Here is a 16987-nt window from a genome sequence, read left to right on the forward strand (position 1 = left end):
AAAAAACAGTTGCCTGAACTTTCTGAAACATCAGGAGTATGAATGGAGTTATGCCGAAACAATCCAGAAGAAAGCTCCTCTCTATGAAACAGAATCAGATAGTGTATATACACTCGATGAGTTATACAGAATGCTATACGATACTTTGAACAAACTCCCGGAAAACTATCGCACAGTTTTTCACAAAAGTTTCTTCGAAGGTAAAACACATGCAGAGATTGCAGAAGAAATGAACCTCAGTGTAAAATCCATCAACCGGTACAAACAAAAGACTATGGAACTTTTACGAAATGAATTGAAAGATTATCTACCTTTACTCTTATTCTTCCTTTCCCCCGAGATGTAAGTTCTGTGCCAAAATGCGGCACTCTGCACGATTAATCTTACCATTTTCCGTCCGAGGAATATGATTAACCATTCGGATATATTGGGGGCGATAATACGGTTCCAACACAGCCTGTATCCTGCCTTCTATCGCTGTCAAATGCAACCGTCCTTCTATTAATAAAGTTACAGCCTGTCCCAAACGCCGGTCCGGAACCGAAGTGATGACAAAGGGTACATCAATCAATGACTGGAGTCGTTTCTCCATTTCTTCTGCCTGAATTTTAATTCCTCCACTGTTGATCACATTATCTTTCCGTCCTAAAATCATAAAACTTCCATCGGAATAGATACGTGCCATATCATTTGTCTGCAAAACCTCATCGCAAACAAGAGGTGCTTCAATGACCAACGTGTTTTCAGAAGACAGAGATAACCTGACGGAAGAAAAAGGATAATAGTGTTCTGAAGCTGATGCTCCGTTCAACCGGCGAAGGGCTATATGAGATAATGTCTCAGTCATGCCATAAGTAGAATAAACTGCTCCCGGAAGTCTTTTGATTTCTGCTTCTAAAGCACTGTCAACTGCTCCGCCACCAATAATCAGAATATCCGTTTGCTGTAACCGTTCTTTTTCTACAGAAACTTGAAGCGTATTATAAACTTGTAAAGGGACCATGGCTGCAAACTTCAATGATTCGTTGATATCCGCCAATGGATGACCGGTAGCAGGACGGACAAATAAATTCAGACCTGCAATCAAAGACCGCACCACTACCATCATTGCTCCTATATAACGAAGATTCATACACAGCAGCGCTTTATCTCCCGGTTGCAAATTTAAAAATTCGCAGGTAAGACGTGCACTCTGCATCATCTGCTCCTTACGAACGGTTAATTCTTTAGGCGTACCAGTGGAGCCGGAGGTATGAACCTTCATAAAGGGTGAATCATTAAACCACTCACGAAGAAAAAGGAACAAATCTCGTATGGCAGAAGGATATGCATTTTCGCCCTCTGCCAGAAGTCTGCTTATATCATCGGGAGTATATTCTCTTCCCTCTAACAGTAAACGTTGTTTTTGCCGGTCAAATATCATTGTCGGGAGTCGTCATTTACAAAACCACAAACAGTCTTTTCTTATTTCAAGGGGCATATCTACATTGTCAGTAAAAAGCATTCCTGTTCCCAATCCTTGTGGAAGCGAATTATTAAAAGTTGCGCACCATTGTGCAATGGCATTCAGACCTATATTCGACTCTAAAGCAGAGGTTACCCACCAGCCTATATTTCGCTTTTCTGCCTCTGCAATCCATTCTTCTCCCCCTGTAAACCCACCATGAAGGGAAGGTTTGAGAATAATGTACTGCGGACGGATGGCTGAAAGAAGTCTTTGTTTTCCTTCCAAGGTATTACAGCCTATCAACTCCTCGTCCAATGCGATCGGTAACGGGGATTCTGAAGTCAGACGTGCCATTTCTTCCCATTGACCGGCGCGGATCGGTTGTTCAATAGAATGTATGTCAAGTTCGGAAAGACGTTTCAGCTTTTCCATTGCATCAACCGGAGAAAAAGCACCATTGGCATCTACACGTAACTCAACTTCTCCAGCTGAAAAATGGGCACGTATATGACGGAGCAAAGCTAACTCTTCTTCAAAGTTAATAGCTCCTATTTTTAGCTTGATACAGCGAAATCCCTCTTTCATTTTTGCTTCAATCTGGACAAGCATTTTATCAAAATCTCCCATCCAAATAAGTCCGTTTATAGGAATACCTGCCTCTCCACGTGAGAAAGCTGTATTCCATAAAGCCCAAGTACCTTCAAAAAAGTGCCGGATAGCAGTCTCCAGTCCAAAAAGAATAGAGGGGTAATCACGTAAAGCCTCTCCATCCAGCTTTCCTCCTTGTTCTTCTACCCATCGGCATACGTCAGCCAGTCTTTTCCCGTAGTCCGGGAGATCGTCACAACTCAATTTGGGTAACGGAGCACATTCCCCCACTCCCACACGTCCGGGAAATTCTGGCGAAGTAAAATGAACATACCAGACTTTCCGCGTAGTATATACGCCTCGCGAGGTTCCTGCAGGTTGCTTGAAATGAAGCAACCGAGGAACAATTTCTATCTTACAATTCATTTTCAATAAAAAAGAATGCTATAAAAAATATGATTACTATCTCAGCAGAATAACTCCAAACAATAAAAACATGTTTTCCCTTTTACAATTTATAAAGGGAAATTATTAAAACATAAAGAGAAATTCTCAAAAGATAACCATGTTTTTATTTAGCCCGGAAGCTGACCTCATACATCTTTTATAGCATAAATTGTTTTTTAAATTAAGGGAACTTCGGATATTTCTTAAAGTTGGGTTTGCGTTTCTCCAAGAATGCATTCTTTCCTTCCTGAGCCTCATCTGTCAGATAGTAAAGCAATGTCGCATCTCCTGCCAGTTCCTGAATACCTGCCTGACCATCCAGTTCCGCATTCAGTCCGGCCTTAATCATACGCAAAGCCAACGGACTGAGCAGCATCATTTCTTCCGCCCATTGCACATATTCATCTTCCAGTTGCTCCAATGGGACGACTTTATTCACCAATCCCATATCCAAAGCTTCCTGTGCATTGTACTTGCGGCAGAGGAACCATATCTCGCGTGCCTTTTTCTGTCCTACCACACGCGCCAGATAAGACGCTCCAAATCCGGCATCAAAGCTACCCACGCGAGGGCCGGTCTGTCCGAAGATTGCATTTTCCGAGGCAATGGACAAGTCGCATACCACATGAAGTACATGTCCGCCTCCGATAGCAAAGCCGTTGACAGCAGCAATTACCGGTTTAGGAATACTGCGGATTTGCTTCTGTACATCCAAAACACTCAGACGAGGAACACCGTCCTTGCCTATGTATCCGCCACGCCCTTTCACATTCTGGTCACCACCCGAACAGAAAGCTTTGTCACCGGCACCTGTGATCACTATCACATCAATATCCGCTTCTTCCCGGCAAATACGCAGTGCATCACTCATTTCTGCCGTTGTAGTCGGAGTAAATGCATTTCGATAACGTTCACGGTTAATAGTAATACGGGCAATTCCATTATAGTAATCAAAGAGAATATCTTCGTATTCTCTGATGGTTGTCCATTCTCTTTGTGTTGGCATAATCTATTTTTGTTTTAGTTGATGATAATAATCTTTCAAAATACGCGCATCTTTGTTCTTATTGGTGAATACTTCCATCAGAACCGGTTGTTCCAAGGCCTCCGGTTGTGCGAAGGTCTTCATCGCTTCGGCGAGTTGTTCATCGTTCTCTACCCGTTGGTAAAGGAATCCGCGTTCTTCTGCCCATCCTTTGGCTGATGTTTTATGAACAGCTGTGATGTACTTATGCGAAGTACCCGACATATCCAGTCCGGGTAATGTATGGAATATCTCCCCCCCTCCGTTATTCAACAGAAGAATACGTAAATTGGGACGGACATTGATGTTCCACAAAGCATTCATATCATAGAAGAAGCTAAGATCGCCTATAGCTATAAAATTCAGTTTATCCGAACCTGCGGCATATCCTATTGCCGTAGACAATGATCCTTCGATACCGCTGGTACCCCGATTGCAGCACACTTCAATCGTAGAAGGCAGCGAATACAACTGGGCATAACGGATCACAGAACTGTTTGCCAGATGTAATGCACAGGATTCCGGCAATGCTTTTATCAATGCACCGATAGCCGACATCTCGGAATATCCGAATTCCGGTTCGGGAATGGTCTTACAATAATTTTCCCATACACGAGGATATTCCGGCACACGGTTATCGAGCAAAGGAGCTATTTTCTCCAGAAACTCAAATGGGTCCATTTCGATAACGGTAGTCAGAGAACCATAAAGATCAATCACTTCTCCATCAGCAGATACATGCCAGTGTTCTTTAGGCGGATGTCGGCGAAGATATTTTTTCAATCGCTTGGAAACGACATGTCCACCATAGGTAATCAGCAACTCGGGAGTCATCTGATCGATCTTCTCTTCGGGCATTGCATAAAGCGCCGCATCGAAATTCTTTACCGGAATACCGGGCACTGTCTGATTACCAATGTGCTCCGTCAGCCAGGCGAAGTGTTTATACAATAATTTGGTATGCCGCTTCTCAAACAAGTAAATCAGATTCATCTGACCGACAATCATCATCCGCTTCTGATACCTGTTCAGCCGTTCGATCAGATCATTATAATCCCGGTCGTATACATTCAACCCCTGATAGCGCGTGATAACTCGTACTTCGGGCAGCGATTCCACCGTAAACTGGAATAAGGGTTCGGAAATAGGAATATTAATATGTACCGGACCTTTTCCATGATGGTTCGTCTCCAGCAGAGCTTCATTTACCAGGCGGTTGCAGTACCATTCATCTTCTTCTGTCTGAATCTCCGGCAGGTTTACCGACTTCTTGACCAATGTCTGAAAAACACCGGGTTGTGGCAAAGTCTGTCCGGCCATCTGTCCGATCCAGGCAGCAGGACGATCGGCAGAGATAACGACTAGAGGAATATTCTGATAGTACGCTTCTGCCACAGCAGGATGAAGATTGAGCAACGCCGTACCGGAAGTACAACAAATGGCAGCAGGATGCCCGCCATGCAGTGCAAGACCCATTGCAAAATAACCGGCACTCCGTTCATCCGTCATAGCATAACAAGTAAAACCCGGATGAGTAGACAATGTATGCACAAGAGGTGCATTACGGCTACCGGGGCACAACACTACTTTCGTAATTCCATGCGCCTCAAGCAGTGCAACTAGCTGAAGTATATTTTTCTTATCCGAATACATATTGATAGTGATTAGCTTGTTAGTGATTAATCATTATGGGGGGCAGACACAAGAATACGCCTCATCGTCTGCAATTTTTTTTCCGTTTCCTGCCATTCATCATTCAACTCCGAAGAGGATAACAATCCGCCACCCGCATAAAGTGTCAGCTGTTCGTCTTCAATGTGCATGCAGCGCAGATTCACATATAAATCAGTCCGTCCTTCCGGATCGAGCCAGCCTATAAAACCGGAATAGTACTTGCGGTCATATCCTTCATTTTCCAGAATAAACCGATAAGCCTCCTCTTTAGGCAGTCCGCATACGGCAGGAGTCGGATGAAGAACTTTCAGAAGATCGCCCAGATTTCTATTATCTTTCAATGAGAAATGAAAATCGGTTTTCAGATGCGACAAAGCACCGGCATAAGCCGGATAAGGTCCCTTCTCTGTAGAATGAATACCCAACGAGAGAAGCTGGCGACGAATATAAGATGCTACATAATCTTGCTCCTGACGGTTTTTATCATCCCACTCTTGCGGCAGTTTACCATCCAGCAAAGGTTGGGTTCCTGCCAAGGCGACTGTGTTCCATTCATTTTTTTCGCCCGACAATATGATTTCAGGAGTACTTCCCAGCCAAATGCCAGTCTGAGGAGTGTAACACAGATAAATATAAGAATGAATATAGCGTTGACAGGCAGCACGAAAAACGGCTGAAGGGGAAAACTCCGGATGCTTTCCAATAGTAAGACTTCGGGAAAGCACCAGTTTATCAAAAGTAGCATCACGCAAGGCTTCGATAAATGTATGAAAACAGGTCGCATACTTCTCTGAACAAAGGGTTAAAAAAGATTCCTTCGGATAGGTTTGCAAGTTTAGTTCTTCCTCTTCATCCGTATCGGTTTCCACAGGCAGTGGCTGCCCTGTCTTATCCGACTGTATCAATACAATCGGACATGACTTCTCTACACAGAACGGAGCAATCACAAATCCCCTTTGTCCGTTCAGTTCTTTCAAATCGTAAATCAAGCGGACGGCTCCGGTGTCTTCTGTCAACAGACGAGGAAATCTCTCCCCCGGAACACGATAAACAGCAAATGGCTGTTTCCGCTGAATGAGTGCATCAATAGTTGTCAAGTTCTTTTTTTCGTCGGTCATCTTTTTTTCATCACACTGTTGACTACTCGTATGGAGGACACCAGTTTATTGGTTGAAGTAAAAACGTCCACATTCCACACATGGGAAGAACGTCCTTTGTGTACGATCGTCGCTACCGCCCGTACCGTATCACCCTCGTGTGCAGAAGAAATATGATTTCCGCTGACCTGCATTCCTACCACGATTTCATCCGGCTGGCAGAGAATCATCGAGCCAAGTCCGGCAACTGTTTCTCCCAACGCAAGTGTAGCTCCTCCATGCAAAATGCCGAAAGGCTGACGGGTCCGGTGATCTACAGGCATCGTTGCCTCTACGCGGTCTTCATCGGCATATGTATATTGAATACCTAAATTACCCATCAACGCATGGCGTGCCTGCGCATTCAACTGATCCAACGGAATCTCCGCTGCACGAACTTCCGCTATAATTGCCTTCTCGACAGCTACAGCCACTCCGTCTTCCTCATTGGAAGCAGTCACATAGTCCGCACATACCTTTACAGAATCCTGAGAATGCCCCATGGCTACTCCCAATCCGGCCAGTTGAATCATGGTTACATCGCATACCCCATCACCGATAGCTATGACTTCTTCACGCTTCACATCCAGTTGCTCCAATAAAGCACCCAGTGTATTGGCTTTATCAATCGCACATGGTACTACTTCCAGAAAATAAGGTTCGGAACGGAAAACATCCAAAGCACCGTTCAACCGTCTCTTCCAATGTCCTTCCAGACTGACCAACGATTCTTCATCATCGCTGACCAGCATACACTTACAAGGAGCAAAGTCGATTGCCGCAGAAAACTCTTCTTCCTTTATCACTTTCAGGTTATTCAGCCGGGCCTCATTCCGGATATGTTCATTCTCCGGAGTATCTGTAATAATCGTATCATCATGATAAGTGAACAGTGCGAAATTATTCTTTCTTGCCTTCTTTTCCAGATAAGGCAACATTTCCGGATTAATCCGCCGTTCAAACAAAATTTCTCCGTTTTGCGCATTAATTATCTGACAACCATTATAAGAGAGAATAAAACCACCATAATTTCCAAGTTCAAGGGATTTGGCCAAAGGCATCAGACCGTAAGTAGGTCTGCCGGATGCCAGCACGATACGTACTCCCATCTGCTGAACCTTCAGCAAGGCAGCTAACGTACGTTTACTAATTTCTTTTGCATCATTGAGAAGCGTTCCGTCTACATCAAGAACTAATAATTTATACTTCATGGATACACGATTTTGATTTAGATTACAAAGGTAGGAAATTGAGTGAACGACTGAAAGCGGAAAGAGATAAAAATTACTTTAATTTCACTCTTTCAGATGTATTTCCAGATAATCACGAAGGATTCGGGCATGATTGTACACCGGTTCCTTGGACGCATAAAGCAAAGTCACCACCGGATGAGGTTTGATAAGAGTCAGAAAATCGGCAACAGCCTGAGAGGCTTCCAGTTCTTTTTGATACATCACAACAAAGTCATTCCAGTGTCCCGGAATATCCTCATGAAACCATTTGCGCAATGCAGCGGAAGGCGTTATATCTTTTGCCCAGTAGTCGTACTTCAACCATTCTTTTTTAATTCCGCGCGGCCATAGCTTATCTACCAGCACCCGATATCCATCTCTCTCTGAAAAGTCTTCGTACACTCGCTTTATCCTAACTTGCACCATTTCCGTTTATATTTAAGTTTATTATTAGAATAAACCGAGAAAACGGAAATTTGTTTAACGAAAAAGCCAAAATCAACCTAAGGACTCCTGCGCTTTCTTAAATTCATAGGGAGTCATACCCGTTTTTTTCTTAAACATACTATACAAAATAGGCGTACTATTAAACCCGGCTTCATCGGCTATCGCACGAATGGTATAATTGGGATGCCGTTTCAATAATTTAATTGCATAGTTAATACGAAGTTCGTTAACATATCCATTGAAATTGGTTCCGGTATTTTCCTTTATCATCCGGGCAAAGCGCGCATTGTTCAAGTGTACAATCTGAGCCAGATCCTCTCTTGACAGTTCCGGAGAAAGATACAATTGATCCTGAACCACGATACGATTCAAGTCTTTGAAAATTTTCTTATTCTCAGCCTCTTCTTCATCATGGTTTTCGGAAACTTCATCTAAAGACAAATCATTTTTCTCTGATGATTCCTCGTCTGGTTCCAAGTCCAACGGAACAACTACCGGATCTTCAGTTTCCTCCTCTATCAATAATTCATCAGCGTCTTCTTTCCGAGCCAGTTTTTCATTAATAAACTTCGCCAGCATTTTGTTCTTATACTTGACTATCGTGCTATGCCGCCATATCCGCCATAACATAAATAATGTCAGAAAAGTAATGCATCCCAAAAACGCAAGTGATATGTTTCTGACTCTTAGCTGAAAAGTCTGTTCGGCGATATATTCCTCCTGCTCAGTAGCCTTATAAATAGCGTCTAATTCCAAAGCTGCATTTTGTTTATCCTTACTATTTACACTATCAGTAATAGATATAATAGACTCACGCAAAGCGGCTACTTTTTCAAAATCCTTCAGTCCTAAATAAGCTTTTACTTCTTTTTGAAGAATACTAATATACTGTAAGTTAACAGTATCCTGCTGCTGCTGCATAAGCTTCTTAAAATCCTGGCATCGATCTACTACTTTCCGATATTGTTTCGATTTCAACAGATAAGGGATTCCATAGGTTTGACCATCAGGGGTATATGCATTCTTTGTAGACAAATACTGCTGGTAATATTTTTCAGCCTGTTCATACTTCCCTTCCAGATAGCAAATATATGACATTTTAGCATACAAATAAGTATATTGCAAATCCAGAAAGGCTTCATTTTTTTCAGGTAATCGAGCTATACTTTTCAGCAGTTTTTCACATTTCAGCCCCACCTCCAATGCTTCTTCAGTCCGGGAATCATTTAGCAGATAATCCATTTTCATCCCATAGAAGTATGAAAGCATAGCCATTTCCAATTTGGTTTCCGCACCTTGAAGCTGTTTGATAGCTTTGTCAAAATAATCATACGCCTCTTCCTTGAAAGATAATTGCCATTTATTTTCACCAATACAAAACAGCAACTTACCCTCCGCTCCTTTATCTTTCTCTTTTTGTGCCAATTTAAGACCACCAAGAGCGTATCTCATACTCTCTTTATGATCACTCATCAACAGAGCCAGTTCTGCCAAATCAACTGTCATCTTCAGCAAATGCTTAGGATCTTTCTGAGATATGGAATCTAATAAATATGACTTCCTTGCATACACAAAAGCTAATTTAGTCATATACATATTACGATAAGCCTTACTGCGTAATTCATTTATAATACGCAGAGGCAGAGTCTTTTTACTTTCAGCACCTTCCAACAAATTTAAAGCACGTTCAGGCTCTGACATATAGATCCCATTTATATACTTATAGGTATATAGTGAATCACTTTCCATAGTTTTGTCGGCAAAAAGGAACTGGTTAAACACAAATAAAAACAAACAAACACAAACAACCAAGTGAATACCTTTCATTATAATCCCAATAATTTTATTCCCCAAAAATAAAACATAGTTTTATAAAATGCAAGAATTGAATATATTGGAATGAAGTGAAATAAGAAACATTAGTGATTGTAAAACTATAATTTACTGACTCATCACCATTTGCACAACCCCATAAAAGTTTAATTTTCAGCCGAATCCGCACATCCTATGGAGACACCACGAAAGTACTGAATAAAAACAACATATACTAAAATATAAGAGATTAGAGTCCTAACGCTTTATCAAACCGCTTGTCAATGCATGCACTTAAGTCAGTCGTGACGAATTTCCCATTATAGAAAAGACTGAATATAGTGGCTGGTGTAGGAGCATCCTGTGCCTGTTCCATCGTCTCTAATCTAATTATTTTCAATGGAATACCTTTACTTTCAGCGACATTCACCAACGAATTACGAACATGAAATTCTGCAAACGGACAACGATGTGTATAGTAAACCACTACTCCTTCTTTATCCGCACATACTCCACTTAATATACAATCTTTAAAAGCTGGATCGGGAGCCGCCGGATTTATCTTCAGAGCCAGAAGGCTGAACCCATAAGGAAGTTTTTCGACTGTTTCGAATCCTTGCCGTAACAGCCATTTCGCATCGCTCATAAAATGAAACTTTGATGTACCAACTACCGTAACCAACCCCTCTTTCCCCTGCGCCCTGGCGTCATCAATGGCGGATTGTAGTAGTGCTTTAGCATGTCCGTGTCCTTTATATTGTCCCGATACCCAAAAGCAGTTTATCATCAAGTAATTAGGAGCAGTCACAGGAATCCACGCCTTTTCGGCAGGGACGTACTCTATAAACACTTTTGCCCGCTCATCAAGCCGTCTGAAAATATAACCATTATCAAACTCTTTTTTCAGCCATGCTTTTTTCAGCTCATAGCTGTCCTTGCATTTCTTATCGGAGAAAGCACAGCAAATGTGTTCTTTTTCTATATTTTCTTTAGTCAGGGTGATATACTTCGCTTCCATCATATTCTATTTATCGGTATATAAATCAAGGACATCTGCTCTTGCAACGGCAAAGATACATAATCAAAAGTAATTAAGCACTGCCCTGTCTCGTCAAAATGACACAGTACTACGGATTAAAGTTTTGGAAACAGATCAGCGGATAAACTTAAATGGGTATATTTGTCTTTTGAAAATACATTAGAGATAATATCATGAATATCGAAGAGTTGAGAGAATATTGCCTGTCTGTAAAAGGGGCGACGGAGTGTATGCCGTTTGACGAAGATACCTTAGTATTTAAAGTGATGGGAAAGATGTTTACCTATACAGGATTGCGACCTAAGAATGGGGAGTTTTGGGCTAATATGAAATGTGACCCTGAAAAATCTACAGAGCTAATGGAGAAGTATAACGGTATCTTTTTCGGGCATCACTCCGATAAAAAATATTGGATAAGTATCTATCTGGAAAGCGATCTGGATGATAAACTTATCAAAGAACTGATTGACCATTCAGTGGAAGAAGTGATCAAAAAGCTTCCTAAAAAAAGCAAGAGGAATATCACACAATGATTTAGCACAAAAAACGAAGCTGCTGACTGGCAAGTGTATATATCTGACTTTGCTGCTTCTTCCAGCAGCAAAGTCAGATTATTCAACGCTCAAAAACGTATATCCCATATACCGCATGCTTTTTCCAGTGCCACTAACGAAGCAGCATACCCTTTCATTGTTTCCAGATACTCCTGTTGCACCTCGTTGTAAGTACGCTGGGCAACCAGTACATCGAGAATACTTGTTTCTCCCCGTTTGTATTTATATACCATGCCATTGAGTACCTTCTGCGAATCTTCAAGTACCCCGGCTCTATATTGAGCCACCTTTTTCTTCTCAGCCTCATAATAAAACCAAGCCTGAGCTATCTCTGCCTGTATCTGCAATTCCATGTCTCTTTCCATTATTTCCGACTGGGCAATTCGGAATTTTGCAGCTTTTACAGCTCCTTTATTAATATTCGAGAATGTCAGAGGAATGGAGACACCTGCAGTAGTAGAGCGAGCCGGAGGAAGAAAACCTTTCCAGTCTCTTTCATAAGAAACCGAAACTCCGATATTAGGTTTTCGTTCCGCTTTCGTCAGTTTATATTCCCCGGTAGTAAGTTCCGTGCTCTTTTGAGCGACAAGCAGGTCGATACGATTATTTAGTCCTGCTTCGACCAGATCAGACAGGGCAAAGTCTCTGCTCAACTTCTCCCAATTTCCCAAAGGAACATGAAGTGTATCAGCAGCCATTCCCATGTGTTTATTCAACTGAATCAGAGCAGAATGATAGACTGCTTCCTGACTGTAAACAGCATTAAGCAAAGTAAGAGCCTCCAGTTTTGACTGTCGGACATCATTCTCGGTAATCTCTCCCGAAACATAACGCAAACTATCTGACTGACTCAGCTGATACATATACTCATAAGAACTTTTTTGTACTTCAAGCAAGTTGCGCTGAAGAATTGCATCTAGAAAAAGATCGGCAGCTTCCGCCCTCAAATCCTGAAAGCCTTGTTGCAAAACAAGTCTTTCCAACTCCGCCTGGGTCCGTGCCAACTTAATACGTGCCCCTCTTTTATTTCCCAGTTCTAATGAATAAGAAACTCCCAAAGAAAAAGTCTCATTACCCGCTTCAAACTCCAATTCAGGGTCCGGGAATATTTTCCGGGCAACCACTTCTGCATCAGCTATACTTACATTGAGTTTTTCAGCTAAATAACTCAGATTATTTTTTCCTACCCTATTCAGATATTCTTCGAAAGAAATAGACTGAGCCGGCTTTACTTCTGCCATTTGAGCAAAAGCCGGAATAAGCGCAACTTCCACAACTAACAACAGAAGCAGCACATTATAACGTATATTCTTTTTCATCGTTCTTCTTTTTATTTAAAACATTGTTCTCAACCAAATAATAGAAAGCCGGAAGCAGAAACATGGAAACAAGTGTTGAAAACATCAATCCATATACAATCACTGTTGCCAGCGGACGCTGTACGTCACTACCGATTCCTGTTGCCAACGAAGCCGGAAAAAGCCCGAGTATCGTAGTAACCGAAGTCATCAGAATAGGGCGGAAACGTTGACGCGCTCCTTCTATGACCGATTTCCGGAGTTCCATACCTTTTATACGTAATCCATTGATCTGCGATACCATGATAATTCCATTTTGTATGGAAAGTCCGAACATCGCTATAAATCCTACAGCAGAAGATACATTCAGCGTCATACCACGCACATTAAGAGCAAGCATACCTCCGAAAAGTGCTAAAGGGACAATAGATAATACCAGTCCCGCCTGCCGGAATTTTCCGAACGTGGCATAAAGCAGTATAAACATCCCCACCAGTGTCAGTGGTATAATGACGGAGAGACGTGTATAAGCCCGCTTCTGATTTTCGAAAGCACCACCCCATTTGACAGTATATTTATTCTTGTCATAATGTACATTCTCATTGATCGTCGCTTGGGCTTCGTTCAGAAAAGACGCCAGATCACGACCACGCAGATTCAGCTTTACCGTCAGATGCCGTCTGTTCATTTCCCGGGTTATCGTACTCTCCCCAAGACTCAATCTGACATCAGCTACCTGGGAAAGAGGAATTTTAGCACCGGTGGAAGAAGTCAACATAAGTCCGGCTATTTTCTCCGGAGTATTCCGCGCCTCTTCTTTATACTTACAAGTGATGTCATACTGGCGGTCATCCTGATAAAGTTGTGCAATCGCCTTACCTCCGATAGCCACTTCAATCAGATCCGCCACATCAGATACATTTAAGCCATAACGGGCTATGGCATCACGATTCATACTAATCTGTAACTGCGGCAAAGGCGGTTCCTGATCAATATCCAGATCGACAGCACCTTTCACAGTCCCCAACACCCGGGTTATTTCTTCAGCAATACGGCGTGTTTCACGAAAATCTTCGCCATATACTTTCACTACCAGTTCACTATGGGCCCCGGCTATTTTATCCATCACCCCATCTATCATAGGCTGGCTGAAACCGACTTTAAAACCTGAAAGTGACTTGTATTCTTCCTCCAGTTCGTTAATCAAATCTTTTTTAGTTTTTCCCTTCGGCCATTCCCCATAAGGCTTAATGCCGATAGATACCTCAAAGTGAGAAGGAGTGAACGGGTCGGTTCCGTCATCATTTCTTCCTGCTTGTACCATCATATAGGTAACTTCGGAGTACTTCATTGTACGGGCACGCAAGGTATCGGACAACTCCCGTGACTTTTCTACTGAAATTCCGGGTGGCAAATTAACTTGCAGCCAAATTGAACCTTCATCCAACTCCGGAAGAAAGTCTTTTCCTACAACGGCACTCAATACTATGCCTCCTACCAAGACCAGGCTTGATGACATAATGACCTTTGAGGGTGTTTCCAAAATTCCAGTAACGATACAAGTATATTCATCTTTTAGTTTATCCAGCCATTTATTCTTATATATCTTACGTGGTTTACGATATATGGCATAGGCAAGTCCCGGAATCAATAAGAGTGCAACCAAAAGTGCTCCAACCATCGCATAACTCATCGTAAATGCCATTGGGGTGAAAAGCTTGCGTTCTACACGTTCAAAGGCAAATAGCGGAAGATATGCCGTAATAATAACGATGGTCGAGAAAAGAATAGGACGTCCCACTTCTTTGGCACGCTGTGCGATGCTTTTTTCTTCAAGGTATTGTTCTGGATTATCTTCACGTTTCTTGAGGATCGTTTCCAGCATAACAATAGCGCCGTCTACGATAATACCGAAATCAATAGCGCCAAGCGACAGAAGATTAGCCGGAATATCCGTCAGATGCATAAGAATAAAAGCGATAAGTAACGATACAGGAATCGTTATAGAAACCAATAATGCGCCACGCCAGTTACCCAGAAACAATATAAGCACCAGAACTACCAAACCCATCCCCATCAACAAGGTATGAGACACAGTGCTCAAAGTAGTGTCCACCAAATCGGTACGATCCAGAAAAGTGTGTATCTTTGCTCCTTCCGGCAATGTTTCATTATTTAATTCATCAACCGCCGTATGAACAGCTTCCAATACTTTAGACGGATTCTCATGTTTCAGAAGAAGTACGATTCCTTCCAGACTTTCAGAATAGTCGCGGGTACGGTCTGTATACCCCAAAACTCCCTTTCTTTCAAGATTTCCATATTTCAAGGAACCGATGTCATTCAGAAAGACAGGAACTCCGGAAGTGGTACTCACTACAATATGCCCCAAGTCATCCAAGTTCCCGATCAATCCGATTCCCCGGACCACATAACCCAGATCGCCACGATTCAACACACTCCCCCCTACATTGGCATTGTTATTTTCAATAGCTTCAATAACCTGTTTGAGAGATAAATTATATTGTTCCAATTTGGAAGGGTCTATTTCAACCTGAAACTGAGTTGTGATACCGCCGAAATTAGTCACATCGGCTACTCCCGACACTTCTTTGATACGCGGAATAATTACCCAGTTCTGAAGATCGGTTAATTCACGTAATGAATGTTGGTCACTTTCCACGATATAACGGTACACTTCTCCCACAGGGGATGTCAGCGGATCAAGTCCCGAAGTAGCTCCATAGGGTAGTTCTACTTCATTCAACCTTTCCTGTACACGCTGGCGACTCCAATAATCTTCTGTCCCGTCTTTAAAGACAATGGTAATCATCGACAGTCCGAACGTGCTTTTACTTCGCATGACGTGCATACCAGGCAGACCATTAATGGCCCGTTCCAACGGAATAGTAATCTGTTGCTCCACCTCTTCCGCAGCAAGCCCGGGCACCTGAGTGACAACTTGAGAAGTGACATCTGCAATATCCGGATAAGCCTCTATCGAAAGCTGTTTCCATGAGTAATATCCAAAGATACACATCACCACAAACAAGCAAAGCATTACCCATCTTTTCTGTATAATTGAAAGCATTAATTCCTTCTTCATAATTTCTTATTTTAAATAATATCCTCCCTCACTGATTATCTTATCTCCGGGACACAGTCCTTGGCTAATTACAGCTATTCCGTTTTCTGTTGTCTCCACCATCACCGACGTCCGTACAAAAATTGCCGGAGCAATCTGCACAAATACATAACTATCCTTTTCGCCCTGTAATAATGCTTTTTCCGGAATTTGAATTTGTTCGACCGGAGCACTCAGGAAATGCATAGTAGTATACATGCCCAATTTCAAATGTCCGCCCGAATTATCGCAGACCGAAAGCACCTGAATGGAACGGGTTTCTTCATCTACCGCCTCCTCTACGTGATATACATTACCTTTAATAACCGTACCGGGTAATGCTGAAATTTCTATATCCAAACTGCTGCCTTCATTTATAAACCGGATATCTTTTTCCTTTACCTGAGCTGTAATCCAGACCTCCGACAAATCAGCAACGATAGCTATCGGCTCCGTATCATCCTTCAGATACTGGCCCGTAACGATATTATCCTTGATCACGACACCGGAAATAGGAGAACGAACAATCAACGGCTGCCCTAATATCATTTCCCCAAGATTGTCCACTTGATATACCCGTAATGCGGCTGAAGCATTCTCAAACTCCTTATCCGCTATCAATAAAGCATTCTGGGCTTCTTCCAGTTCCTTCTGTGAACTGACGCCATTCTTTATCAGGTCTTCTTTACGTTTCAAGTCTTTTTTCGCTAGTTCCCTCGATGAAACTGCCTGAAAATATTCTTTCTGTGCGGAAGTAAAGTCAGGAGAACTGATTTCAAATAAAGGTGTCCCCTGATGTACCGGTTGTCCGATTCGTACATAAGATTTTGTGACCCTCCCTGCAAATGGAGGAGCAACGTAAGCATAACGGGTAGGAATGGGACGTACCATACCGGATGTTATCACTTTCTTGGAATAGGGTTCCGATTCTGTCTCTGATACTTTGATTTTTTCAAGTAAGAAATGGTCTGTTACATAGACTGTATCACCTTCTATACGACAACCACTTTTTTGCTCTGATTCCTGCTTATTCCCACATGCGGTAAAAAACAATAAACTGCAAACAAAGAACATGTGTAACTCTCTCTTCATCATCATAATCAAACATAAGTTAAGTTAGTAACCGAATTTTCGGACGCAAAGATAGACGGCTTCTTTCGGAGGG

The 16987-nt window shown here is 42.2% G+C and carries 13 protein-coding genes and 1 pseudogene; 2 read left to right on the forward strand and 12 right to left on the reverse strand.

The features are described from left to right. Positions 1 to 346 (forward strand): sigma-70 family RNA polymerase sigma factor (locus HMPREF2794_RS18730; RefSeq protein WP_139147275.1); only part of this gene is annotated, 346 nt, incomplete at its 5' end. Here HMPREF2794_RS18730 and HMPREF2794_RS18735 read toward each other — a convergent pair. The 9 genes from HMPREF2794_RS18735 to HMPREF2794_RS18775 all read right to left on the reverse strand — a co-directional run bounded on the left by HMPREF2794_RS18735 (position 320) and on the right by HMPREF2794_RS18775 (position 10825). Further along, the gene (locus HMPREF2794_RS18735) at positions 320 to 1423 is read right to left on the reverse strand and encodes an AMP-binding protein (protein WP_022300789.1); all 1104 of its coding nucleotides are present in this window, start codon (positions 1421 to 1423) and stop codon (positions 320 to 322) included. The genes HMPREF2794_RS18730 and HMPREF2794_RS18735 overlap by 27 nt on opposite strands. Before the next feature lie 12 nt (positions 1424 to 1435). Then, positions 1436 to 2461, reverse strand: coding sequence for an o-succinylbenzoate synthase (locus HMPREF2794_RS18740; RefSeq protein WP_022300790.1), 1026 nt, complete (start codon positions 2459 to 2461; stop codon positions 1436 to 1438). A gap of 202 nt (positions 2462 to 2663) precedes the next feature. Further along, positions 2664 to 3488, reverse strand: coding sequence for a 1,4-dihydroxy-2-naphthoyl-CoA synthase (menB, locus tag HMPREF2794_RS18745; RefSeq protein WP_010537387.1), 825 nt, complete (start codon positions 3486 to 3488; stop codon positions 2664 to 2666). A gap of 3 nt (positions 3489 to 3491) precedes the next feature. Continuing rightward, the gene (menD, locus tag HMPREF2794_RS18750; protein ID WP_010537386.1) at positions 3492 to 5159 is read right to left on the reverse strand and encodes a 2-succinyl-5-enolpyruvyl-6-hydroxy-3-cyclohexene-1-carboxylic-acid synthase; all 1668 of its coding nucleotides are present in this window, start codon (positions 5157 to 5159) and stop codon (positions 3492 to 3494) included. 26 nt (positions 5160 to 5185) lie between these two features. Beyond that, the gene (locus tag HMPREF2794_RS18755) at positions 5186 to 6298 is read right to left on the reverse strand and encodes an isochorismate synthase (RefSeq protein ID WP_010537385.1); all 1113 of its coding nucleotides are present in this window, start codon (positions 6296 to 6298) and stop codon (positions 5186 to 5188) included. Further along, a complete protein-coding gene (locus HMPREF2794_RS18760) occupies positions 6295 to 7527 on the reverse strand; it encodes a Cof-type HAD-IIB family hydrolase (RefSeq protein ID WP_022300791.1) in 1233 nt (410 codons plus the stop codon). The genes HMPREF2794_RS18755 and HMPREF2794_RS18760 overlap by 4 nt, the downstream gene beginning before the upstream one ends. Before the next feature lie 84 nt (positions 7528 to 7611). Then, positions 7612 to 7974: a DUF488 domain-containing protein gene (locus HMPREF2794_RS18765; protein ID WP_022300792.1), complete on the reverse strand. Its 363-nt coding sequence runs from the start codon at positions 7972 to 7974 to the stop codon at positions 7612 to 7614. 72 nt (positions 7975 to 8046) lie between these two features. Continuing rightward, positions 8047 to 9822 carry a helix-turn-helix domain-containing protein gene (locus HMPREF2794_RS18770; protein WP_070752193.1) on the reverse strand — a complete coding sequence of 592 codons (1776 nt, stop codon included), beginning with the start codon at positions 9820 to 9822 and terminating at the stop codon, positions 8047 to 8049. A gap of 235 nt (positions 9823 to 10057) precedes the next feature. After that, complete coding sequence (locus HMPREF2794_RS18775) at positions 10058 to 10825, reverse strand: GNAT family N-acetyltransferase (protein WP_029425451.1); 768 nt, start codon at positions 10823 to 10825, stop codon at positions 10058 to 10060. Between the two features lie 194 nt (positions 10826 to 11019). Between HMPREF2794_RS18775 and HMPREF2794_RS18780 the strand changes: the two are divergent. Then, a pseudogene (locus tag HMPREF2794_RS18780) lies at positions 11020 to 11384 on the forward strand (MmcQ/YjbR family DNA-binding protein). Between the two features lie 84 nt (positions 11385 to 11468). Here HMPREF2794_RS18780 and HMPREF2794_RS18785 read toward each other — a convergent pair. The 3 genes from HMPREF2794_RS18785 to HMPREF2794_RS18795 are packed head-to-tail and all read right to left on the reverse strand — an operon-like array spanning position 11469 to position 16920. After that, on the reverse strand, positions 11469 to 12719 hold the full coding sequence (locus HMPREF2794_RS18785; protein WP_010537379.1) for a TolC family protein: 1251 nt from the start codon (positions 12717 to 12719) through the stop codon (positions 11469 to 11471). Then, positions 12697 to 15804, reverse strand: coding sequence for an efflux RND transporter permease subunit (locus tag HMPREF2794_RS18790; RefSeq protein ID WP_055269904.1), 3108 nt, complete (start codon positions 15802 to 15804; stop codon positions 12697 to 12699). The genes HMPREF2794_RS18785 and HMPREF2794_RS18790 overlap by 23 nt, the downstream gene beginning before the upstream one ends. 6 nt (positions 15805 to 15810) lie before the next feature. After that, on the reverse strand, positions 15811 to 16920 hold the full coding sequence (locus HMPREF2794_RS18795; RefSeq protein ID WP_055269902.1) for an efflux RND transporter periplasmic adaptor subunit: 1110 nt from the start codon (positions 16918 to 16920) through the stop codon (positions 15811 to 15813). Between the last annotated feature and the right edge of the window lie 67 nt (positions 16921 to 16987).

Source organism: Bacteroides sp. HMSC067B03 (assembly GCF_001811315.1).
Classification (GTDB): domain Bacteria; phylum Bacteroidota; class Bacteroidia; order Bacteroidales; family Bacteroidaceae; genus Bacteroides; species Bacteroides faecis.